Genomic DNA, 16,937 nt, shown 5'->3' on the forward strand with positions numbered 1-16,937 from the left:
TTGGCTATTATTTTATTTTTGAAAAAAATGGCCCTATAAAGGCTTTTAAGCTATTAATTCTATTATTTAAGGATGAACCACGCAATGCGGTCGCTTAGTGTAGTGCCCGTTTTAAGACTCTTTAATGGCCAATTAAAAACCTGACAGAGAATTTGCTATGGTATTTCCTTTCCTGAAAAAATGAAGTTCATTCATATAATACTATCAATGACGATGTGTATTTCAGTAAAAGAATTTAGTGAGTGACTAATGTCCTCACCTTATGGCCTCACATGCAGCCTCCATAAAAATCTTAAATAAATTATCTTTTAATCGCTAGATGCAAGCCAGCGGTAGTCATACGTCGCGAACCACTTAGAAAGTTGTGTATATTAAATAAATATTTGATGAGTGGCTATTTCCCTCATCTTACGGCCCCACAAGTTGCCTCCTTACTTTATGAACTAGAATCCAATAAAATCAATCAATATCCATACATCAAAGAACATTAGGCTATTGTTGGTAGTCACAATAATCCGTAACTTTAAACCAAAGTTATTTTATTAAAATCCATTTATGGACTTGGTAAGTTACCGATTTACCGGTATAAAACCAGCCTTTAATTTTCATTGATTATGAACAGTACTTTTAAGGAAAAAAACGAAACCATGCATATCGGTCACAATATTAAACGTATTCGGGAGATTCAAGGGATTAAACAGGAGGCTTTTGGTCAACTTTGCCGTAATAAATACTCACAGCAGCGAATTTCTGACTTTGAGAATATGGTAGCATTGGACGAACCTCTTTTAGAGGAATTAGCATTGGCTCTAGGGGTAACGCCTGAATTCGTTAAGTCTTTTAAAGATGAAAATGTAATTTATAATATCCAAAACAATAATAACTCAACATTTAGCGATAACTCAGTTGGTCTAAATGCTCAACCAACTTTTAACAATGATGGTTCGGATAAGCTAATTGCATTGTTAGAGAAATTTATCGAGGAAGACCGGATCAAAACACAATCAATTGCAGACCTTAGCAAAGCTGTCTTAGACCTTACTAAAGAGGTGAAAAAACTAAAAGAATAGCTTGCTTATTTCCCGGAATAACAGCAACTCCACAATCTTTCAATAGCACTAGCGGGATAAAGTATTTTACTACCGATTTTTCGGCAGGAGGGTTTGCTATGGATTTGAAGGGGGTTGGTAGTGTATTAAGGAAATCCCTAATATTCTTCTTATAGCAGGACTTTTCAGTGCTTCGCGGCTACCAATTAACACGTATGCCCTATAGACTAGCACATCCTTCTTTGCTGCAACGTTTATTCCCATAATGTCGGAGTATAAAACTTGATGTGATATTGCATTAGTCAAATTGATTTGAATTCACGCTGCTTCAAAATTAGTAACATCTTATAAACGAGTAAAACTTTGTTTTTCTTTTTTCCAGTTTTTGGTTTTTATTTTACTTTATTGTCGTTTGTTACGGTTTCCCGTATGCAAAGTGACATAAGATTGTTTATAATTGAGCGCAAATTGCAGATTAGCAAAACTACTTTGCTTTTATTTACAGTTTATATTGTAGATGATTTCTGGACGGCCATGTTGTCTGAAAGAAAACCTAACTAGATTATGAAAAGACTCTTATACTTACGTCTGTTGGTGTTACTATCATCGTGCACCTATGTATATGGTAGAGGATACGCCTATAATGGCTAGTTTTTCTATGATAGTAAAACAATAATGTAATTATAACTAAAATTATAAACTAACATATTATGAAAATACTCTCTGTCGATCTTGAGAACTGCTATGGAATTGGCAAATTTAGGCACGAATTTAAATTTGAAGAACAAAAGTCAAGTTCCTTTTTAATCTATGCGCCAAATGGTACAATGAAAACTTCATTTGCAAAATCATTTGAATCCTTGGCAAGGAACGAGTCTCCAACCTTGCGTCGTGACAGGATCTTTGAAAATAGAGCAACTAAATGTGAGATATCAGTAGATGGAGAACCTATTTCCCCCGAAAGTATTCTGGTTATTAATGCCGAAAATGACACAATCGACAGTACTGATAAGCTAAGTTCATTTATTGCTAGTAAAGAACTTAAAAAGCAACATGATGAGATTTATAAAGAGCTTGATTCCCTTAAAAAGGAATTTATAAAGAAATTAAAATCTGTGTCTAAAAGTACTGATTGTGAGGGGGAAATCCTTGGTTCCTTTGTAGAATCTGATCAAGATTCTTTTTTTGATGTTATTGTTCGCGTATCTAAACTTCTATTGGATAAATACGATAAGTATGAATTCAAATATAATAGCATATTTGATAAAGGCAATAAGGTTAAGGACTTTCTTTCTGCGAATAGCGATGTTGTCCAACAGTATATGTCAGATTATAAAATTTTACTGTCCAAGTCTAAATTTTTTAAGGAAATAGGAGAGAAGTCGTTTGGCACAATTCAGGCTAATGAAATTTTAAAATCTATTGAGGACGATTCGTTTTTTATCGCAGGGCATAAATTCGTATTAGAAGATGGTACCGAAGTCAAGGATGCTGAACAATTACGGGATATTGTTCAGCATGAAATAGAAAGCATAGTGGATGATGCTAAATTAAAAGTTAGTTTTGATAAAGTCGATAAGGCTTTGTCAAACAACGCTGCACTCAAGGAGTTTAAGGCAGTAGTCGAAAAAGATAATTTACTTCTTGTAGAACTTCAAGATTACGATTATTTTAAACAGAAAGTTTGGATTAGCTTTTTGTCAGAACTAAAAGTAGATGCAGAACACCTAGCGAATGTCTATGTTTCCAAAAAAGCCGAGTTAGAAAGAATTATTAAAGAAGCAAGAGAAGAGTCTGCACTTTGGAAGCAAATAATTGACACCTTTAACGCTCGATTTTACGTACCATTTAAAGTTGTTTTAAGAAATCATGACGACATTATTTTGAAACAACAAAAAGCAAATTTAGAATTTCACTACTTTGATAAAATAGAAGCCTCATTTGTTAAAAAAGATCGAAAAGAGCTTTTAGAAGTATTAAGTCGTGGAGAAAAGCGTGCCTATTTTATTTTGCAATTTCTGTTTGAGATAGAATCTAGAAAGAATGTTAATATTGATCAGCTTCTTGTTTTTGATGATGTAGCCGATTCGTTTGATTATAAGAATAAGTATGCAATTATTGAATACATTAGCGAATTACACTTATTATCCAAATTTAGGATACTGATTCTAACCCATAATTTTGATTTTTATAGAACTATAGCGTCACGTTTAGGACTAAATAAGCAATCCTCAATGGCTATTAAAGATGATCAAAGGCATGTTTTTCTTAAAAATGGACTTTATATGAATGATGTTTTTAAGGACTATCTAAAAAAGGTCAACAATCCTAAAATCTTTATCAGTTTGATTTCATTTGTTCGGAATATTATAGATTACACTGATTCAAATCAATGCGATGATTATAGAATATTGACAAACTGTTTGCATTTGAAAGAAAATTCAAATGAGATATTGGTGTCACATATATTGGAGGTTTATAAAAATAGATTTAGCAAATTAAATGAAGTACAGACCGAATTCGATTCAAATATGAAGATTCAAGATTTTATTTTCAAAATAGCTGACGAGATATTATTAGAGCAAAATATTGATGAAATCAACCTTGAAAACAAAATTATTTTAGCAATTGCTTCCAGACTTAAGACAGAGCAATATATGATCAACAAATTACCTAATCTGGATTTAAATAGTTTAAAGTATAATCAGACAAGGGAATTAACAAGAGAATACCAAAGCGAACACCCGACTAGCATTAATTATGAAATAATTAGTAGAGTAAATTTGATGACACCTGAAAATATTCATGTTAACTCGTTTATGTATGAACCTTTGTTAGATATGTCAGTATTTCATTTGGTAGAAACCTATAAAAAAACATTGACTTTAAATTAATGCTTTGATGTTTGAATTATAAAAAAAAAACGTATTTTAGCTGTGTACACTATTTGCCTTTATATTGGTTTTAGAGGTTTAAGTTTTATTAATAATTTAAAACTAAATATCATGGGAAAATGTGTAACATGTAGTGCCCTTAGGCCAATTTTTGTGAGAGCTTACACTAGAATACGCTACGGCCGACTAGAAAACGTAAGTCAGCATTGTAGGTCTTATCCAGGGCAACTTACATTATTTTAAAAGCAAGGTTTTACCTTGCTTTTATCTTTAACTTACATTAATCCATTATTTATATATGAACTTCTACTGTGATAATAATTCTCAATGGAGAAGAAATATACCATCCAAAGTTAGAGGTATGAAATATCCATGTGTAATTTTAGAGAAAGATAACGGATCAAGTTGAATTCTTGGGGGGCATCTTTTTTAAGCGTACAATTTCATTACGCGGTATAAGAAGAACTTAGTGTCTCTAACACCTCTGAATATTGCTCTGAAGGCTTTCAGCTTAGCATTAAAAGACTCCGCGGCAGCATTTGTACTCCTATTATCAAAGTAATGAAGGATATTTGGGTGATATGCAGCAATAGACCTTGCTACACTTTCAAAAGATTCTATCCCTGCATTCTCGGCTTGATGATGCCAAAGCGCGAGTTTGGTTAATGCGCCTTCTTTACTCTTGCATTTATTAAAGATATCGCCCAATGCTAGCGCTAAATCATACGCTTTCTTAAGTCTTGGAAAATGTAAGAAAAGAAGCTCTGCACGGTGCTTCTGGCTCTCAGACCACCGAGAAGTGTGTTTAAATAGCAAATATCTTGATCTCGCTAATAATTGCTTAAGCGTATCTCCGTTAGATAATATCTCTGCAGTGTAGTGATTCCCTTCTTTACGCGCCTTGATAATCTTTCGACTTTCATCATCTAAGACCGCCCAACGATATTTAATGCGCAGTTCCTGAACAGCATCATAGGCTAATTTCTGCACATGGAATCTATCTATTACTCGTTTAGCATTACTAAAACATCTGCGAACAGCTTTAGCCATATTAGGTGCCATATCCATCGTGACTTCCTGTACTTTATTTCTTAATCTAAGTGGTATACGCTCTAAAACATGAATAATATCTTCAGCCTTAGTTCCTTTTATGGTAGCCAAGATAGTCCCTTTTCTTCCTTTAGCAGCTTTACTACTTACAATCGTATAGAGTTCACCGTTACTAAAGCTCGTTTCGTCAATACTTAACTTTTCTGTTGTGTTCTCCGGGAAAACAGTCCAGTATTCTGCATGAGACTTTTGATTCCAATCATGAAAGTCACTAAGATGGTTTTTATAGTGCTCCTGGAGCTGTTTTCCATCTAACTGGAAGAAAAGACCTAATAGATGAGCACTAATGGGATAATTATCCAAATATCCCCTTTAAAAAAAGCCCGAACTCTGTAGTCATTCGAGCCCCTTCACGCACCAAGTTCCAATCTCTAGTAATGATTTTCCCATCAGCTAGAACTGTCCAACGTCGGCGTTTAATATGAAGTGTAACTTTCTGAGTGCGAATAGGAAAATCCTTAATTTCAGCGGATGGCATAAAACCTTTTGATTCTAATTTAGCATTTTCATAACCTGAAGGGGCTATGTTCTTTTCATCGAGATAAATATGAAGTTCGTTGTCTTTTGAGACAACATCCATGATATCAAAATATTCTAATAGCCCTTCGGGCATCAATAAAGTCAGAAGTTTATGTTCAGCGTCTTGCAAAGTATATCTATTTAAAATGCTAAACTAACAATAATTAAATTTACCCCCCAAGAATTCAACTTGATCCATCCCGCTGGGGTTGGCTCAGCCGCTCGATTCCCGTACACAATTCCTGAGCCTCCTCCGGATCGAACCACGGTTCTCATCCCGAGGGGAAACAAAAAAACCTCAACTTTCGTTGAGGTTTTTTGTGATCCCGCTGGGATTCGAACCCAGGACCCATACATTAAAAGTGTATTGCTCTACCAGCTGAGCTACAGAATCTTGTTACTCTTTCACTTTTTTGAAGTTTCCTTCGTTGTTTGGAGTGGTGCAAAGGTAGAAAAAAGGTTTTTAAATGCAAACTTTAATGTGATTATTTTTTAATTATTTTTCGGTTTGGGTGGTAAGTTGTTGATTGTCATTTGGTCTTGGTCATTATTTTTTTTTGCTTAAAAATTGCCTTTTAGGAGGTCAGGAGTATTTTGCTGCTAAATAAGGTGAAAAATAAGTGCTGGCTACTGAAAAAACTGTTTCAGAAGGAAAAGGTAAAGTTCAAAAAAGACGATTTCTTACCGACGTTCGGTCGAATTTGATATAAATTTCTATTTGTGGCTTTGATAGTTCGAAGCAATGTTTACATTTGCAGTCTGTTATACTAAGCTAACATATCATTAAAGTCTTCGCTAGATGATCTTCAGCGGAGTCCATGCACAGGATGTTCAACAACTGTTGTTCGTTTCTGCTGTGCAATGTTTCATCATTTTTTTTATATCACGCATTTATAGCAATCATGACTGCTGATTATACCATTTGAGTATCTCTTCAGTTCGCTGTTGCTATAATTTGAAATATAGCTATCATGAATAGTAAGCCGTTAGTTAGTCGTGCCATAGCGCACTTTTACAATAAAGCATCCGAAGAGACCCGATTAGATAAAGGAATGGGAATCTTTGAGTTTGAAAGAACGAAAATATTAATCGAAAAACATATAAACTTCCTTTCTGGTCGAATTATCGATGTCGGTGGAGGGACGGGCAAATACTCCGCTTGGCTAGCCTCAAAAGGACATGAGGTGCATTTGGTGGAGCCTGTGCTGAAACATGTGGCGATCGCTAAGGAGCGCGCCCATGCGAGTCGGCATAAGTTCACCGTATATCAGGGCATAGCCCAAAAGCTGGACTTCCCCGATAATTTTGCCGACCTCGTTATTCTGCATGGACCACTGTACCATTTGCAACGAAAAGAAGAACGATTAAAGGCTATTGCTGAGGCTAAGCGTGTCACCAAAAAAGGGGGCATCATACTAGGCGTTGCGATCAACAGAACAGCCAAAACCCTTGTCGGTCTTCTGCAGGGACTTATCCATCATAAATCCTTCTTTCAACTATGCAAAGAAGAGATAAGCACAGGCGTGCATCCGTTTTCGGATGACTACCCTTGGCTTTTGGCCGACGCTTATTATCATAAACCCGACGAATTAAGAGCTGAATTTGAAGAAATAGGTCTGAATTTTTTAACTATTTATGCCTTGGAAGGCATGTGCTGGTTGGATAAAAACTACTTTGCCAGTCTCGCTAATCCTGCGCGAAAAGCTACTTTAATGGAGTTACTCGCCCTTACAGAAAACGATACATACTTCCTTCCTTTCAGCCCACATATGTTAATCGCCTTAAAAAAATAAATAATGACAGATAAAGAAAAATATTTCAAAGCTTTTGAGAAAAGCAAAGGACAGTGTAATGAAATCGAGCTAGGAGCAAGCCTCGGTTTAGATGAAGATACAACAGAGAAGATAATTACACAATTACTCGCCGAGTACAAGCTTGTTCACCTAGAGCATGGGCTTTTTAGTTATGGGCTCATGAAACAGCATAAACGGATAGGGAAGTGATGTAGTAAGAAGGGGGAAATTACTTATTTTTGCAGTACAGTCTTTCGTTTTATGAAAGTAGGCTAGTACAGATATGGTAGACTATAAGTATAAAATTTTTACAGATAGCTTGGAGAAAAATATCCGAGAAGGAGTGCTTAAGCCGGGCTATAAGCTGCCTTCTGTTCGGGTATTGAAAGAGCAGTATCAAACCAGTATAAGCACGATTCAGAAAGGCTATGAGTACTTGATGCTGATTGGTCTTGTGGAGAGTGTTCCCAAGTCTGGTTATTTTGTAGCGCACCAACAGCAGGAGCCTATCGAGGCCCCCTTAAAAGCTTATCCGGTGGTCAGAGATGCTGTGTTTAAACAGCATCTCGGCTTGATGAGTGCGCAAGAGGAAGAACGTAATGTTTCTGCCTTTAATGTGGCTACACCGGGAGACGTCTTTATGCCGCAGCAGCTCATCTTGCGAACGATGCAGCAAGTAATTCGGGAGGAGGGAGCTTCTTTGCTGCGTTATTATCCAGCAAGCGGCTCGCCAGTCCTTAAAGGAAGGATTATAACGCGTGCTACACGGCATCAAACGTATATCCATGAAGAGGCGCTTCTCCTTACCGATGGGGCTTTACAGGCCTTGTATATCGCTCTAGCGGCCGTATGTGAGGTTGGCGATGTCATTGCGGTGGAAAGCCCTTGTGTGTTTTCGGTGCTGGAGGTGATTCGTATGCTCCGTCTAAAGGTTGTTGAGGTACCCATTGATCTACGTACGGGTTTTGATATTGACTTTTTCAAGCAGGCTTGCGACAAGAATAACATTAAAGCTTTGGTCGTAACGCCTAATTTTAATAATCCTACCGGCCTTTCTTTGTCCAACGAGCAAAAGATAGCGCTAATTGCTTTAGTGCATCGGTATAACGTGGCGCTTATTGAAAATGATATGTATAGCGACTTATATTTCCAAGGAGAAAGGCCCAGCTTGATCAAGCGCTATGACGATAGTGGATTGGTGCTTTCCTATGGGTCATACGCTAAAACATTGGCTCCAGGCATTCGCTTGGGCTGGCTGTCGGCAGGCAAATTTATGGCGCGTGCCGAGCAGATTAAATTTGCCCTGGGCAGTTCGGTGTCGCCTATATATCAAGAAACGGTAAGCCGAATCTTGGCAGGAACAGCCTATGATCGGCATCTACGGAGCTTTCGATTGCAGCTCGCAAAGAATGCCCATTTCGCTATGCACCTTATTGCAGACAATTTCCCGACGGAAACAACCTTTGTTAGGCCACAGGGTGGCTATCACCTTTGGGTGAGGATGCCCGATACGACGGATATGTCTGCGTTCTATGCTTTGTGTGACCAAATAGGCGTGAAATTTACACCAGGCTCCATCTTTTCTTTTTCAGGCGCCTATGATCGCTTTTTTAGGATGATCTTTGCTGACCGATTCTCGAAAGAAAAAATAGAGGCTATTCGTTTATTAGGACGGGCTATCCGTTAACAACTGTACTGCTTATTTTTGCTGCTTCTGTATGCTGTATTATTCGTTAAGGGTTATACATTTGGCAAACACCTATGGTTGTAAAAATGGAGATTATTACAAAATTTACAGTAGCGACGGAAGAAGGAGTTAAGCTACTTTTGACACTAACGGAAGCCTTGGCTTTGGAGAAATTTGCATCGCTCGTAGCGCCTGCTACCTTGAAAAATTATATAGCACAAAATTTTAATAAAGAGGCTTTAGTAGCCGAGCTGAATAGTATGTCCAACCAATGGTTAATGGTGTATGTTGACGGTATTCCTGCCGGCTATGCGCGCATTACCTCCAAGGGGACGAAACCAAAGGTGGTGGAGGGGCATTCCGCGATGCGTATTGCTGACTTTGCTGTCCTTAAGGCATATGCACAGAAAGGCGTGGAGCAAGCTCTTTTAATGAAATGCTTGACTGTATGTCGCTCATACCAGCGGATTTGGATTCATGAGCAGCAAGATAGTGCGCTAGTTGCGCTGTTTGAAGAGAATGGGTTTAGTCGATTGGCAGAAGAAATGCCGCTGGATAATTTACCGCTAAAAGCAGCCTTTTTCATCCGCGAACATCAGGTTTAGTTCGTCGCTAAAGTTTAAAATTCAAAGGAGCTTTCCTTAAGGTGTACTCCTTTGAATTTTAAATCAATTTTTACTTTAGCTGCTTATCGAAAAATTCTCCTAGCTGACTAACCATCTCGCTATTCATTTCTCCGATGTATTTCTTCAGCATCAGCTCTGTGCTATGTCCTGTAGCCTGCATCAAAAGGGCAGTAGGAATTTTTCCGTAAAAATTAGTAGCAAAGCTTCGACGGCCAATATGACTCGTCACGGCTTCCCATTTCGCTACTGTACAAAATTCCGCTCTATGGCCGATTCTTTTTCGCTTCTTTAATACCTCATCAATTCCCGACAGGCGGGCTACTTGCTTTATCTGCATATTATATTTTTGAGCAGGTAGTTTTGGCGGAAACTTGTTCTCATACTGCGCCAATATTTTGTTGATAACAGGATGTAAAGGTAATACCAGTTTTTTCTTTGTTTTTTGTTGGATGAAAGACACGCATAAACGTCCTTGGAAGGAGGCTATAGTGCTATCGTCAAATCGCATAAAATCGGATATCCGCTGCCCTGTGTAGCAAGATACAATTAACCAATCTCGAGCGATATGCAAATCGGAAGGGATAGAAGCCTGTTCGATCTGTTTGATTTCATGGGCTGTTAGTGTGATGATGGGTTCCATCTCTCTTTTTTTGGAAAAGGATAGTTCATAAACGAAGGTTCGGATGCCCCTTCTCTCTAAAAAATTTAAGATGGTTTTAATAAACTCGATAGACCTATGCAGGGTGCTTTCTGAGTAATTTTCGGCTAGACCAAATGTTAAGAAGTCGCGCACAAAAAGAGCGTTTACATCCTCGATAGCTAGCTTTTTACGAATGCTACCTTCATAACGATGCATCAAATTATAGAAAACTCTATAGCGCCTATGGGTTGATTTACAAATCAAATGCTCGCGTGAGTTAATGTATTCCAACATCTTTATGAGAAAACCATCACCAGAATTTTCTAAATCTCCCTCCTGCAAAAAACGCTGCATACGGGAGGTAAGCTTTCGACGAACAGCACTTATTTTATCCGTCTCTATTTTTAATAAATATTCACCAATAAATACACGCAGCTTATCCAATCGTGTATTCAGCTTTTTGTACTTTTTGAGGTAAATATTTAAAGGGCGCTGTCTATAGCTATCCCACATGTCTGGACGGATGAAAAGGCCCGTGTGAATAATAAAATTGTTTCCTTGGGTATCTTTTATAGATACATCGATACTACTCGTAGTGGGGGATAGGTAGTAATTAAAGTCATAGGTAATCATAGATAGAAAAGTAGTTTTTACTACATCTAATGTAATAAAATATAGTCTACCCTAGACTACGACTGGGGACGCAATTATACATTTAAATTGGCTTCAAACCAAAAAACAAGCTATTATTTAACGATTTTTTTTATTCATTAACGTTGTGGGTGTCAGTAGATAAGGTCTGTTGGTGAAATTAAGGGGTTCAAGCTCATGAAGAAAAACTCAAAACGTAGTCTAGGGTAGACTACCTATTGAAAAATTAAATTTTAACCACATAAAGTATGAGAATAGGAATCGCTATTGTCGATGACAATGCTATTGAATTAATGCGGATGAAAGTTATACTAAGTCACTACCAACAGTTCAATTTGCTGTTGGCCGCCAATAATGGAAAAGAGCTTATGGAGGCGCTCGCGAAACTCGAAGTATTACCCGAAATTTGTATTGTAGACTACCATATGCCCATCATGAATGGCGCTGAAACAACAAGAGCTTTATCCAAATTATATCCAAATATGAAAGTTTACGGCTATACATCGAGTACAACGCCAGAAGAAATAGAAGCTTTCCTGGAAAGTGGCGCTAAAAAGGTGTATCCTAAAGACGCTGATTCTTTTATTTGTGAAGATATTCTGTCCCTACAATAAAATGGATATAATATTTGAGTTTTAACGACATATTGCCGCTTATGCTTGCTAGGATATGTACTTGACAAATTGTAAATAGTATTAATTATAGATTATTTTGATGATTGCTACTAAAAAAGTAAATTAGCATAAATGATATAAACGCCCGCCATCATTTGTAATACTATTTATTCAAATTTTCATTTAGACTTTATCTAGCATGGAACATTCTCAAGCTACTGAAAAGCCCGTTTACAAAATTTATAAGGAGGGCGCTATTATCGTAGGTACATTTTTAGGCGGGCCACTAGCGGCGGGCTATATGATTGCTGAAAATTTCAAAGCTTTCCAAGAGCCTCAGAAAGTACGCAAAACCTGGGTTTATGCAATTTTTGCTACTGTTATTAGTCTTATTGCTATATACCTTATTCCAGACGAAGGGAATATTCCAGATTATACGGTTCCTATGATGTATACGGCTATGGCTTATTCTCTCGTTGGCTATTTTCAAAAAAAAGCAATTGCTGAGCACACACAAGCCGGTGGTGCAGTGTTTAGTTGGTTTAAAATTATTTGTATAGGCCTTCTTTATTTTTTTATTACTCTTGCTGCAGGTACCCTAGTCTTATTCTTATTAGATAGCTATGGTTTCCTTTCGGCAGATGGCCATTCCGAATAATTTATAGTTAACAGCCCTCTGGTTGTTATCATGATGTTTTCTGGATGCTTTAGCCATTTTCTCATCAACTCTTCAAAAAAAGGTATTGATTCGCTTGCGCTACACTCTGTTTTGCCTTGTTTTTATAAGTTGATATACGTCTGTTTTGGCTTTGTAGGAGTTTGTAGCATATAATTTATTATCTTTTGATTAACATCAAAAGTGCTACATTTGCGCGTGCAACAGACCTTGTTGGCAACTACTATTATTAACTAACTAACACTTATTACAAAAAATGGAACATCCCAAAGTTATGGTGAAGCCGGCGTATAAAATTTATAGCGATAGCGCCATCACCTTAGGCACTTTTCTTGGAGGCCCACTTGCTGCAGGCTATATGATGGCTGCTAATTTTAAAGCCTTTAATCAACCCTAAAAAGTAAAACGCGACTTGGAGTTATGCTTTTTTTGGCTACATTCTCATTTTTGTGCTATTTTTTTCCTCTTTTGGTTTCGAGATTCCACCATATCTAGTGCCTCTGACTTACGTATTATTAGCTTATTTTTTTGTTAAACGTTTCCAGAAGAATAATATTGATGCTCATGTTGATGCAGCAGGAGAATTGTTTAATTGGTGGAAAGTTGTCAGGATTATCCTTTTTTGTTTTTTTATCACCATCGTGATCATGATTATTGTTGTTCTTTTTTTAGATGTGGTTAGGCGTTTACCACAAGAGGTATAGCTTTTTTTTGTGTTGGATAAGAAATATATCTCCTTGCCTTTAACTTATAAAGCATTGTGCTGAATTTATCAGTTTTTGGCTTGACCATAAGCGGGCTTTGCTCTATATTTGAAGATAAGCTTCATGTATAGGACAAAGCTTTATCCAATTGTAAATGATGATTAGTCTTGAAGCTGTGAAATATGTAACCCTTATATTTTTTCTAATTACGGTAAAATGTTATGCGCAGACTTATGTGGCATACCAGATAAGAGACAAAGCAACGGAGGCTGCAATTCCGAATGCACGTGTAGCGCACCAGAATAAGCTTTTTTACGCTAATGATGATGGTAATTTGCTTGTTCCAAATACGCTTGATTCCTTTGAGGTTTCTGCCACAGGCTATCAAACGGAGGTCTTTTTTACAGCTTCTGCTACCATCAGGCTGACACCAGCTTATCAAAATATTCCAGAGATTAATTTCGTTGGAGTCGACGTTAAAAAAGTCTTTGAGAATACCCTTCAGCACTATAAAACGCGGTATTATGCGCAACCATCTTTATATCGAGGTACTTTAAAGCAGAAAGGCTATATGGATGGTGAGCTAATCAATTTAGTCGTTGCTGATATCAACTTATGGTCACGTTTTAACTTTTTTAATTTTAAAGCAGCAGCAAACTTCGATTCCTTCGTTCAGATTGGATTAGATCAAATCAAGTATGCTAAAAGCTCCAAAGGTAAAGCTGATTATCCCTTTAATACCGATGTGCAGCTTATTCCAACGGATTTTGTACGTACTATTTTTCTGAATAATCAGTTGACGGCTATTCTAGCTAGTACAAAAGATAATAGTATCCGTGGAAAGGTTATTGAGAATGGAGCAGACCTACGCTATATCAGTTTTGAGGCGCCAGAAAATAGCATAGAGGGAACGCAGGTAAGTGGTCATTTTACCTATCACATTAGAGATAGTGTCATCACCAATTTGGAGCTATTCGTTAAGCAGAAAAATAATACCCGTAACGAGAAGAATAAAAAAGGAGAGGAGTATAATCTTGAGACAACAAATTTCAACGTGGTATTTGACTTTTATAAAAATGGAGCTCACTATCTGCCTGCACAGATTCAAGTTTCTGGTAGCGGATCTGGAGAATATAAGGGTAAAGAAATTCCTTTTTCTTTTACACAGATTCTCAGCTTAACTGATTTTCAACCAACCACTACTAAAGGATTGAAACGTAAAATTAACCTAAATAAAAACCTTATCGATAATATTCCATCCAAGGAACGTAATAAGATGAATGAGCTATTGTTGTCTAAAGAAGAACGGCAGTTTATAGATGGGCATTAGCGATCTCACATTTCGAGTTATAAGTCGTACTGTACCGCAAATAAGATAAGTCGAGGATTAAGGGTATACTGTCCATTGGAGAACAAGTAATTTGTGCTTTCGGTAAAAGCAACTAGCTTGCTGTCTAGGAGGTTGTTGCCTGTGAGGGTAAGTTTAAACTTGGATTCCGCAAAGGAACGTGTGTATTTAACATCCATAAAAAAGGCATCCGTATTATTATTGAAGGTTTTCCATGTGTTTTTATCCATGGAAACGCTTAAGATGTTGTTTTTGAGAAAACTGTAGATAGCGCTACCACTAATTTTGTATAAGTTGTTTTTTGAATAATCACTATCTATAGCTTTTAATGATGATGCCGAAAGGCTTACGTTTACAATAAAATTTATAGGGCTTTCTAAAAATGCCGTATTAATCCGTATACCGACGAAGTTCGTAACCTGTCTATTTGTTTTATAATCATCAGCTTTAAGAAAGGACGCTAACAGGCTGGTTGAGTTTTTTACGTTAATGCGCATGTTACTTCGAATAAAACGAAAGTAATAGTCCATAACAAATTGATTTAGCCAATAGTAGGTTCCGGATCTACTCAAGGTAGTTTCATTCAAAAATAAGGTGCTATCCAAAGCTGTGAAGCGGATTACATAGGCAGAGCGATTTAGATTTATAAAAGAGGATAATGTGGCTAAAAGCTGTTTTTTTGGTGCTGAATACCTTAAATGTAAAGCGGCAATATGTTTTTGGTGTACTTTGAAGTTACCACTGTCGCCCAGCTGTAAATTGAGGTAGTTCGTGCGTATCGTGTCATTCAACAGTTCGAATAGGCTGGGATAAGCATATTTTAGTTCGTAATCTAGGTTTAGTTTAAAGCTTTCGTTTAGCTTTTGATGCAGCCATATTTTGGATACTATTCTGGAAACGTTCTTCTTGTTGTCATACGATGTGAACTTAAAAAAACGATTTTCAAGTGCTACAGTAGCTCCAATTTTTGTTGTGTTTTTTTCGTAAATTCCTGAAAAATGTAGCTTCAACAATTTGTCTTTTACTTCAAATTCGCTACGGTTCTCTATTGAGAGATCTGCTAAGCTTGTGTTGCTCATTCTTGCTTCCACACCAGTTTCATATTTCATCCGCTTATGCGTATAAAATAAGTTGCTCTGTAGCGTAATATTGTTGTGCCTATTTTTATAGCGCTGAAAGTAAGCTGGGGCATTCAGCTGTGCATCTTTGCTATTCATATCTTCATACTGAAGGAGTAGGGAGGAAGGTGTGCCTTGGTAGTCAAAGTTTAAGGAGGTTAGGAGCGCATAGTTTTCGCTCAACCGATTGGTGGATGCTAAAGACTGCTTAACCTCAAAACCTGTTTTTGATGCTGTTTGATTGATGTTTTGGTTGGTCGCACTACTATTGATTTCATCTAAACGTTCGGCATTACTTACATTAAATTCTCCTTTATAAACAAGCTCGAATTTTTTGTCTTGATATAGGGAGCCACTTAAAAGATTTTGGACCTTTGTTTCTCGTAAGAGGTATTGATAGCTGTTTAACAACGCTAAGCCGTCGTTATCCTCCATCTTGTAAATCAAATGCTCCGTATTAGCGACCCTTCTTTTATTTCTACTTAGCGTTGAATTCAAAGTGAGTCGTATGTTTTTGTTGATGCTGTAGTTCGCTTGACCGGCACCGAGAAAATCATTGTTCTGTATATAGCGTGTCTCGGGGATATCAAAATAGGTGGGAAGCGTAAAGCTCCAAGGACTGCTTGCGCCGACAGGCGAATCCGTTAAACTTATATCAGAAATGGCACGTTCCCCAATGGTATTTTTATTTAGAAAAAGACCGATTTTCATCTTCTCAGAAATGGAAAGTAAAGCGCTATTTAAACGATGTTTTCCGGGGTTTCCTATAGCTCCTTCTAAACTACCGATTGGGGTGGATAAGCCTTTATTTTTCAGACTAATATTTAGTACGGTTTTGTCCGATTGACGTTGTCCTTTAAGGATGCGATTTTCATCGTAGTTTTCTATGGCTTCAATCTGATCGAGTAAATGGGCCGGTATATTTTTGGAAAGAACAGTATAGTTGTTAGAGAAAAAATCATCGCCTCCGACCAGAATTTTCTCTATCCGCTTACCTTTAAAGAATAATTTGCCATCACTTGAAACCTCCATTCCGGGGAGCTTGCTCAAGATGTCTTCTAAGTTACGCTCTGTGTTATTACGGTATTTTTCTAGGTTAAAAGTTGTTGTATCCGTTGATACACGAAACCCACCTTGTTCCTTTTTTACAAATATCTCATCTATCAGTATGGAACTTTCCGTTAAGATAAATGTCGCTTCTTGCTCTTTTTTTGCGGTAGAAATAGGTATCGTTTGGATTTCATAGCCCAATAATGTTGCCGTTAGATGAAGCTGCTCGATGGTTTCTTGGCTACGAAAAGTTAGCTTAAAAAAGCCCTCTTTTGTAGAAATAGCGAATGCAAGAATATTAAAGGTGTTTATGTCTTTGTTCTTCTTCTCTAGTTTTATGCTGACTCCAGATAATGGAAGCCCACTACGATTTTCAATAGTTCCTGTTATGCTTAACTGAACGCCTTGACCATAGCTGTCCTCATACCATAACATCAATACGATATAAACAGTGAAAC

14 protein-coding genes and 1 tRNA gene are annotated in these 16,937 nt (G+C 37.2%); 10 read left to right on the forward strand and 5 right to left on the reverse strand.

Annotated elements, in window-relative coordinates; all coding sequences use genetic code 11:
• The first annotated feature begins 614 nt into the window (after positions 1 to 614).
• Positions 615 to 1,070 (forward strand): helix-turn-helix transcriptional regulator, encoded by a 456-nt coding sequence (locus WH223_RS15360; RefSeq protein WP_340048641.1) that lies wholly within the window; start codon positions 615 to 617, stop codon positions 1,068 to 1,070.
• Positions 1,071 to 1,759: 689 nt separating this feature from the next.
• Positions 1,760 to 3,943: a hypothetical protein gene (locus tag WH223_RS15365; RefSeq protein WP_340048643.1), complete on the forward strand. Its 2,184-nt coding sequence runs from the start codon at positions 1,760 to 1,762 to the stop codon at positions 3,941 to 3,943.
• A gap of 429 nt (positions 3,944 to 4,372) precedes the next feature.
• Here WH223_RS15365 and WH223_RS15370 read toward each other — a convergent pair whose 3' ends face one another.
• From WH223_RS15370 to WH223_RS15380, 3 genes are all read right to left on the reverse strand, one after another.
• Positions 4,373 to 5,356 carry an ISAon1 family transposase gene (locus tag WH223_RS15370; RefSeq protein WP_340048644.1) on the reverse strand — a complete coding sequence of 328 codons (984 nt, stop codon included), beginning with the start codon at positions 5,354 to 5,356 and terminating at the stop codon, positions 4,373 to 4,375.
• On the reverse strand, positions 5,349 to 5,702 hold the full coding sequence (locus WH223_RS15375) for an ISAon1 family transposase N-terminal region protein (protein ID WP_340048645.1): 354 nt from the start codon (positions 5,700 to 5,702) through the stop codon (positions 5,349 to 5,351). Before WH223_RS15375 ends, WH223_RS15370 begins: the two co-directional genes overlap by 8 nt.
• Positions 5,703 to 5,893: 191 nt before the next feature.
• Positions 5,894 to 5,966, reverse strand: a tRNA-Lys gene (locus WH223_RS15380).
• Positions 5,967 to 6,543: 577 nt separating this feature from the next.
• Here WH223_RS15380 and WH223_RS15385 point away from each other — a divergent pair.
• From WH223_RS15385 to WH223_RS15400, 4 genes are all read left to right on the forward strand, one after another.
• Entirely contained in the window at positions 6,544 to 7,365 is an 822-nt protein-coding gene (locus WH223_RS15385) for a class I SAM-dependent methyltransferase (RefSeq protein ID WP_340048646.1), read from the forward strand.
• 3 nt (positions 7,366 to 7,368) lie between these two features.
• Entirely contained in the window at positions 7,369 to 7,575 is a 207-nt protein-coding gene (locus WH223_RS15390) for a hypothetical protein (protein WP_340048647.1), read from the forward strand.
• Between the two features lie 73 nt (positions 7,576 to 7,648).
• Entirely contained in the window at positions 7,649 to 9,052 is a 1,404-nt protein-coding gene (locus WH223_RS15395) for an aminotransferase-like domain-containing protein (RefSeq protein WP_340048648.1), read from the forward strand.
• An 86-nt stretch (positions 9,053 to 9,138) separates the two neighbouring features.
• Positions 9,139 to 9,657, forward strand: coding sequence for a GNAT family N-acetyltransferase (locus tag WH223_RS15400; protein WP_340048649.1), 519 nt, complete (start codon positions 9,139 to 9,141; stop codon positions 9,655 to 9,657).
• A 70-nt stretch (positions 9,658 to 9,727) separates the two neighbouring features.
• On the opposite strand, the gene WH223_RS15405 is transcribed toward WH223_RS15400, so the two are convergent.
• Complete coding sequence (locus WH223_RS15405; protein ID WP_340048650.1) at positions 9,728 to 10,951, reverse strand: tyrosine-type recombinase/integrase; 1,224 nt, start codon at positions 10,949 to 10,951, stop codon at positions 9,728 to 9,730.
• A 266-nt stretch (positions 10,952 to 11,217) separates the two neighbouring features.
• Here WH223_RS15405 and WH223_RS15410 point away from each other — a divergent pair, with 266 nt between their 5' ends.
• The 4 genes from WH223_RS15410 (at position 11,218) to WH223_RS15425 (ending at position 14,293) form a co-directional block, all read left to right on the forward strand.
• Positions 11,218 to 11,583 carry a response regulator gene (locus tag WH223_RS15410; protein ID WP_340048651.1) on the forward strand — a complete coding sequence of 122 codons (366 nt, stop codon included), beginning with the start codon at positions 11,218 to 11,220 and terminating at the stop codon, positions 11,581 to 11,583.
• Between the two features lie 199 nt (positions 11,584 to 11,782).
• Positions 11,783 to 12,241 carry a hypothetical protein gene (locus WH223_RS15415; RefSeq protein ID WP_340048652.1) on the forward strand — a complete coding sequence of 153 codons (459 nt, stop codon included), beginning with the start codon at positions 11,783 to 11,785 and terminating at the stop codon, positions 12,239 to 12,241.
• A 274-nt stretch (positions 12,242 to 12,515) separates the two neighbouring features.
• The gene (locus tag WH223_RS15420) at positions 12,516 to 12,656 is read left to right on the forward strand and encodes a hypothetical protein (RefSeq protein WP_340048653.1); all 141 of its coding nucleotides are present in this window, start codon (positions 12,516 to 12,518) and stop codon (positions 12,654 to 12,656) included.
• A 461-nt stretch (positions 12,657 to 13,117) separates the two neighbouring features.
• Positions 13,118 to 14,293, forward strand: a complete 1,176-nt coding sequence (locus tag WH223_RS15425; protein WP_340048654.1) for a hypothetical protein — start codon at positions 13,118 to 13,120, stop codon at positions 14,291 to 14,293.
• A gap of 17 nt (positions 14,294 to 14,310) precedes the next feature.
• Here the strand turns inward: WH223_RS15425 and WH223_RS15430 are convergent, their stop codons facing one another.
• Positions 14,311 to 16,914: a hypothetical protein gene (locus WH223_RS15430; RefSeq protein ID WP_340048655.1), complete on the reverse strand. Its 2,604-nt coding sequence runs from the start codon at positions 16,912 to 16,914 to the stop codon at positions 14,311 to 14,313.
• Positions 16,915 to 16,937 lie beyond the last annotated feature (23 nt).

The organism is Sphingobacterium sp. MYb382 (assembly GCF_037572665.1).
Lineage (GTDB): Bacteria > Bacteroidota > Bacteroidia > Sphingobacteriales > Sphingobacteriaceae > Sphingobacterium.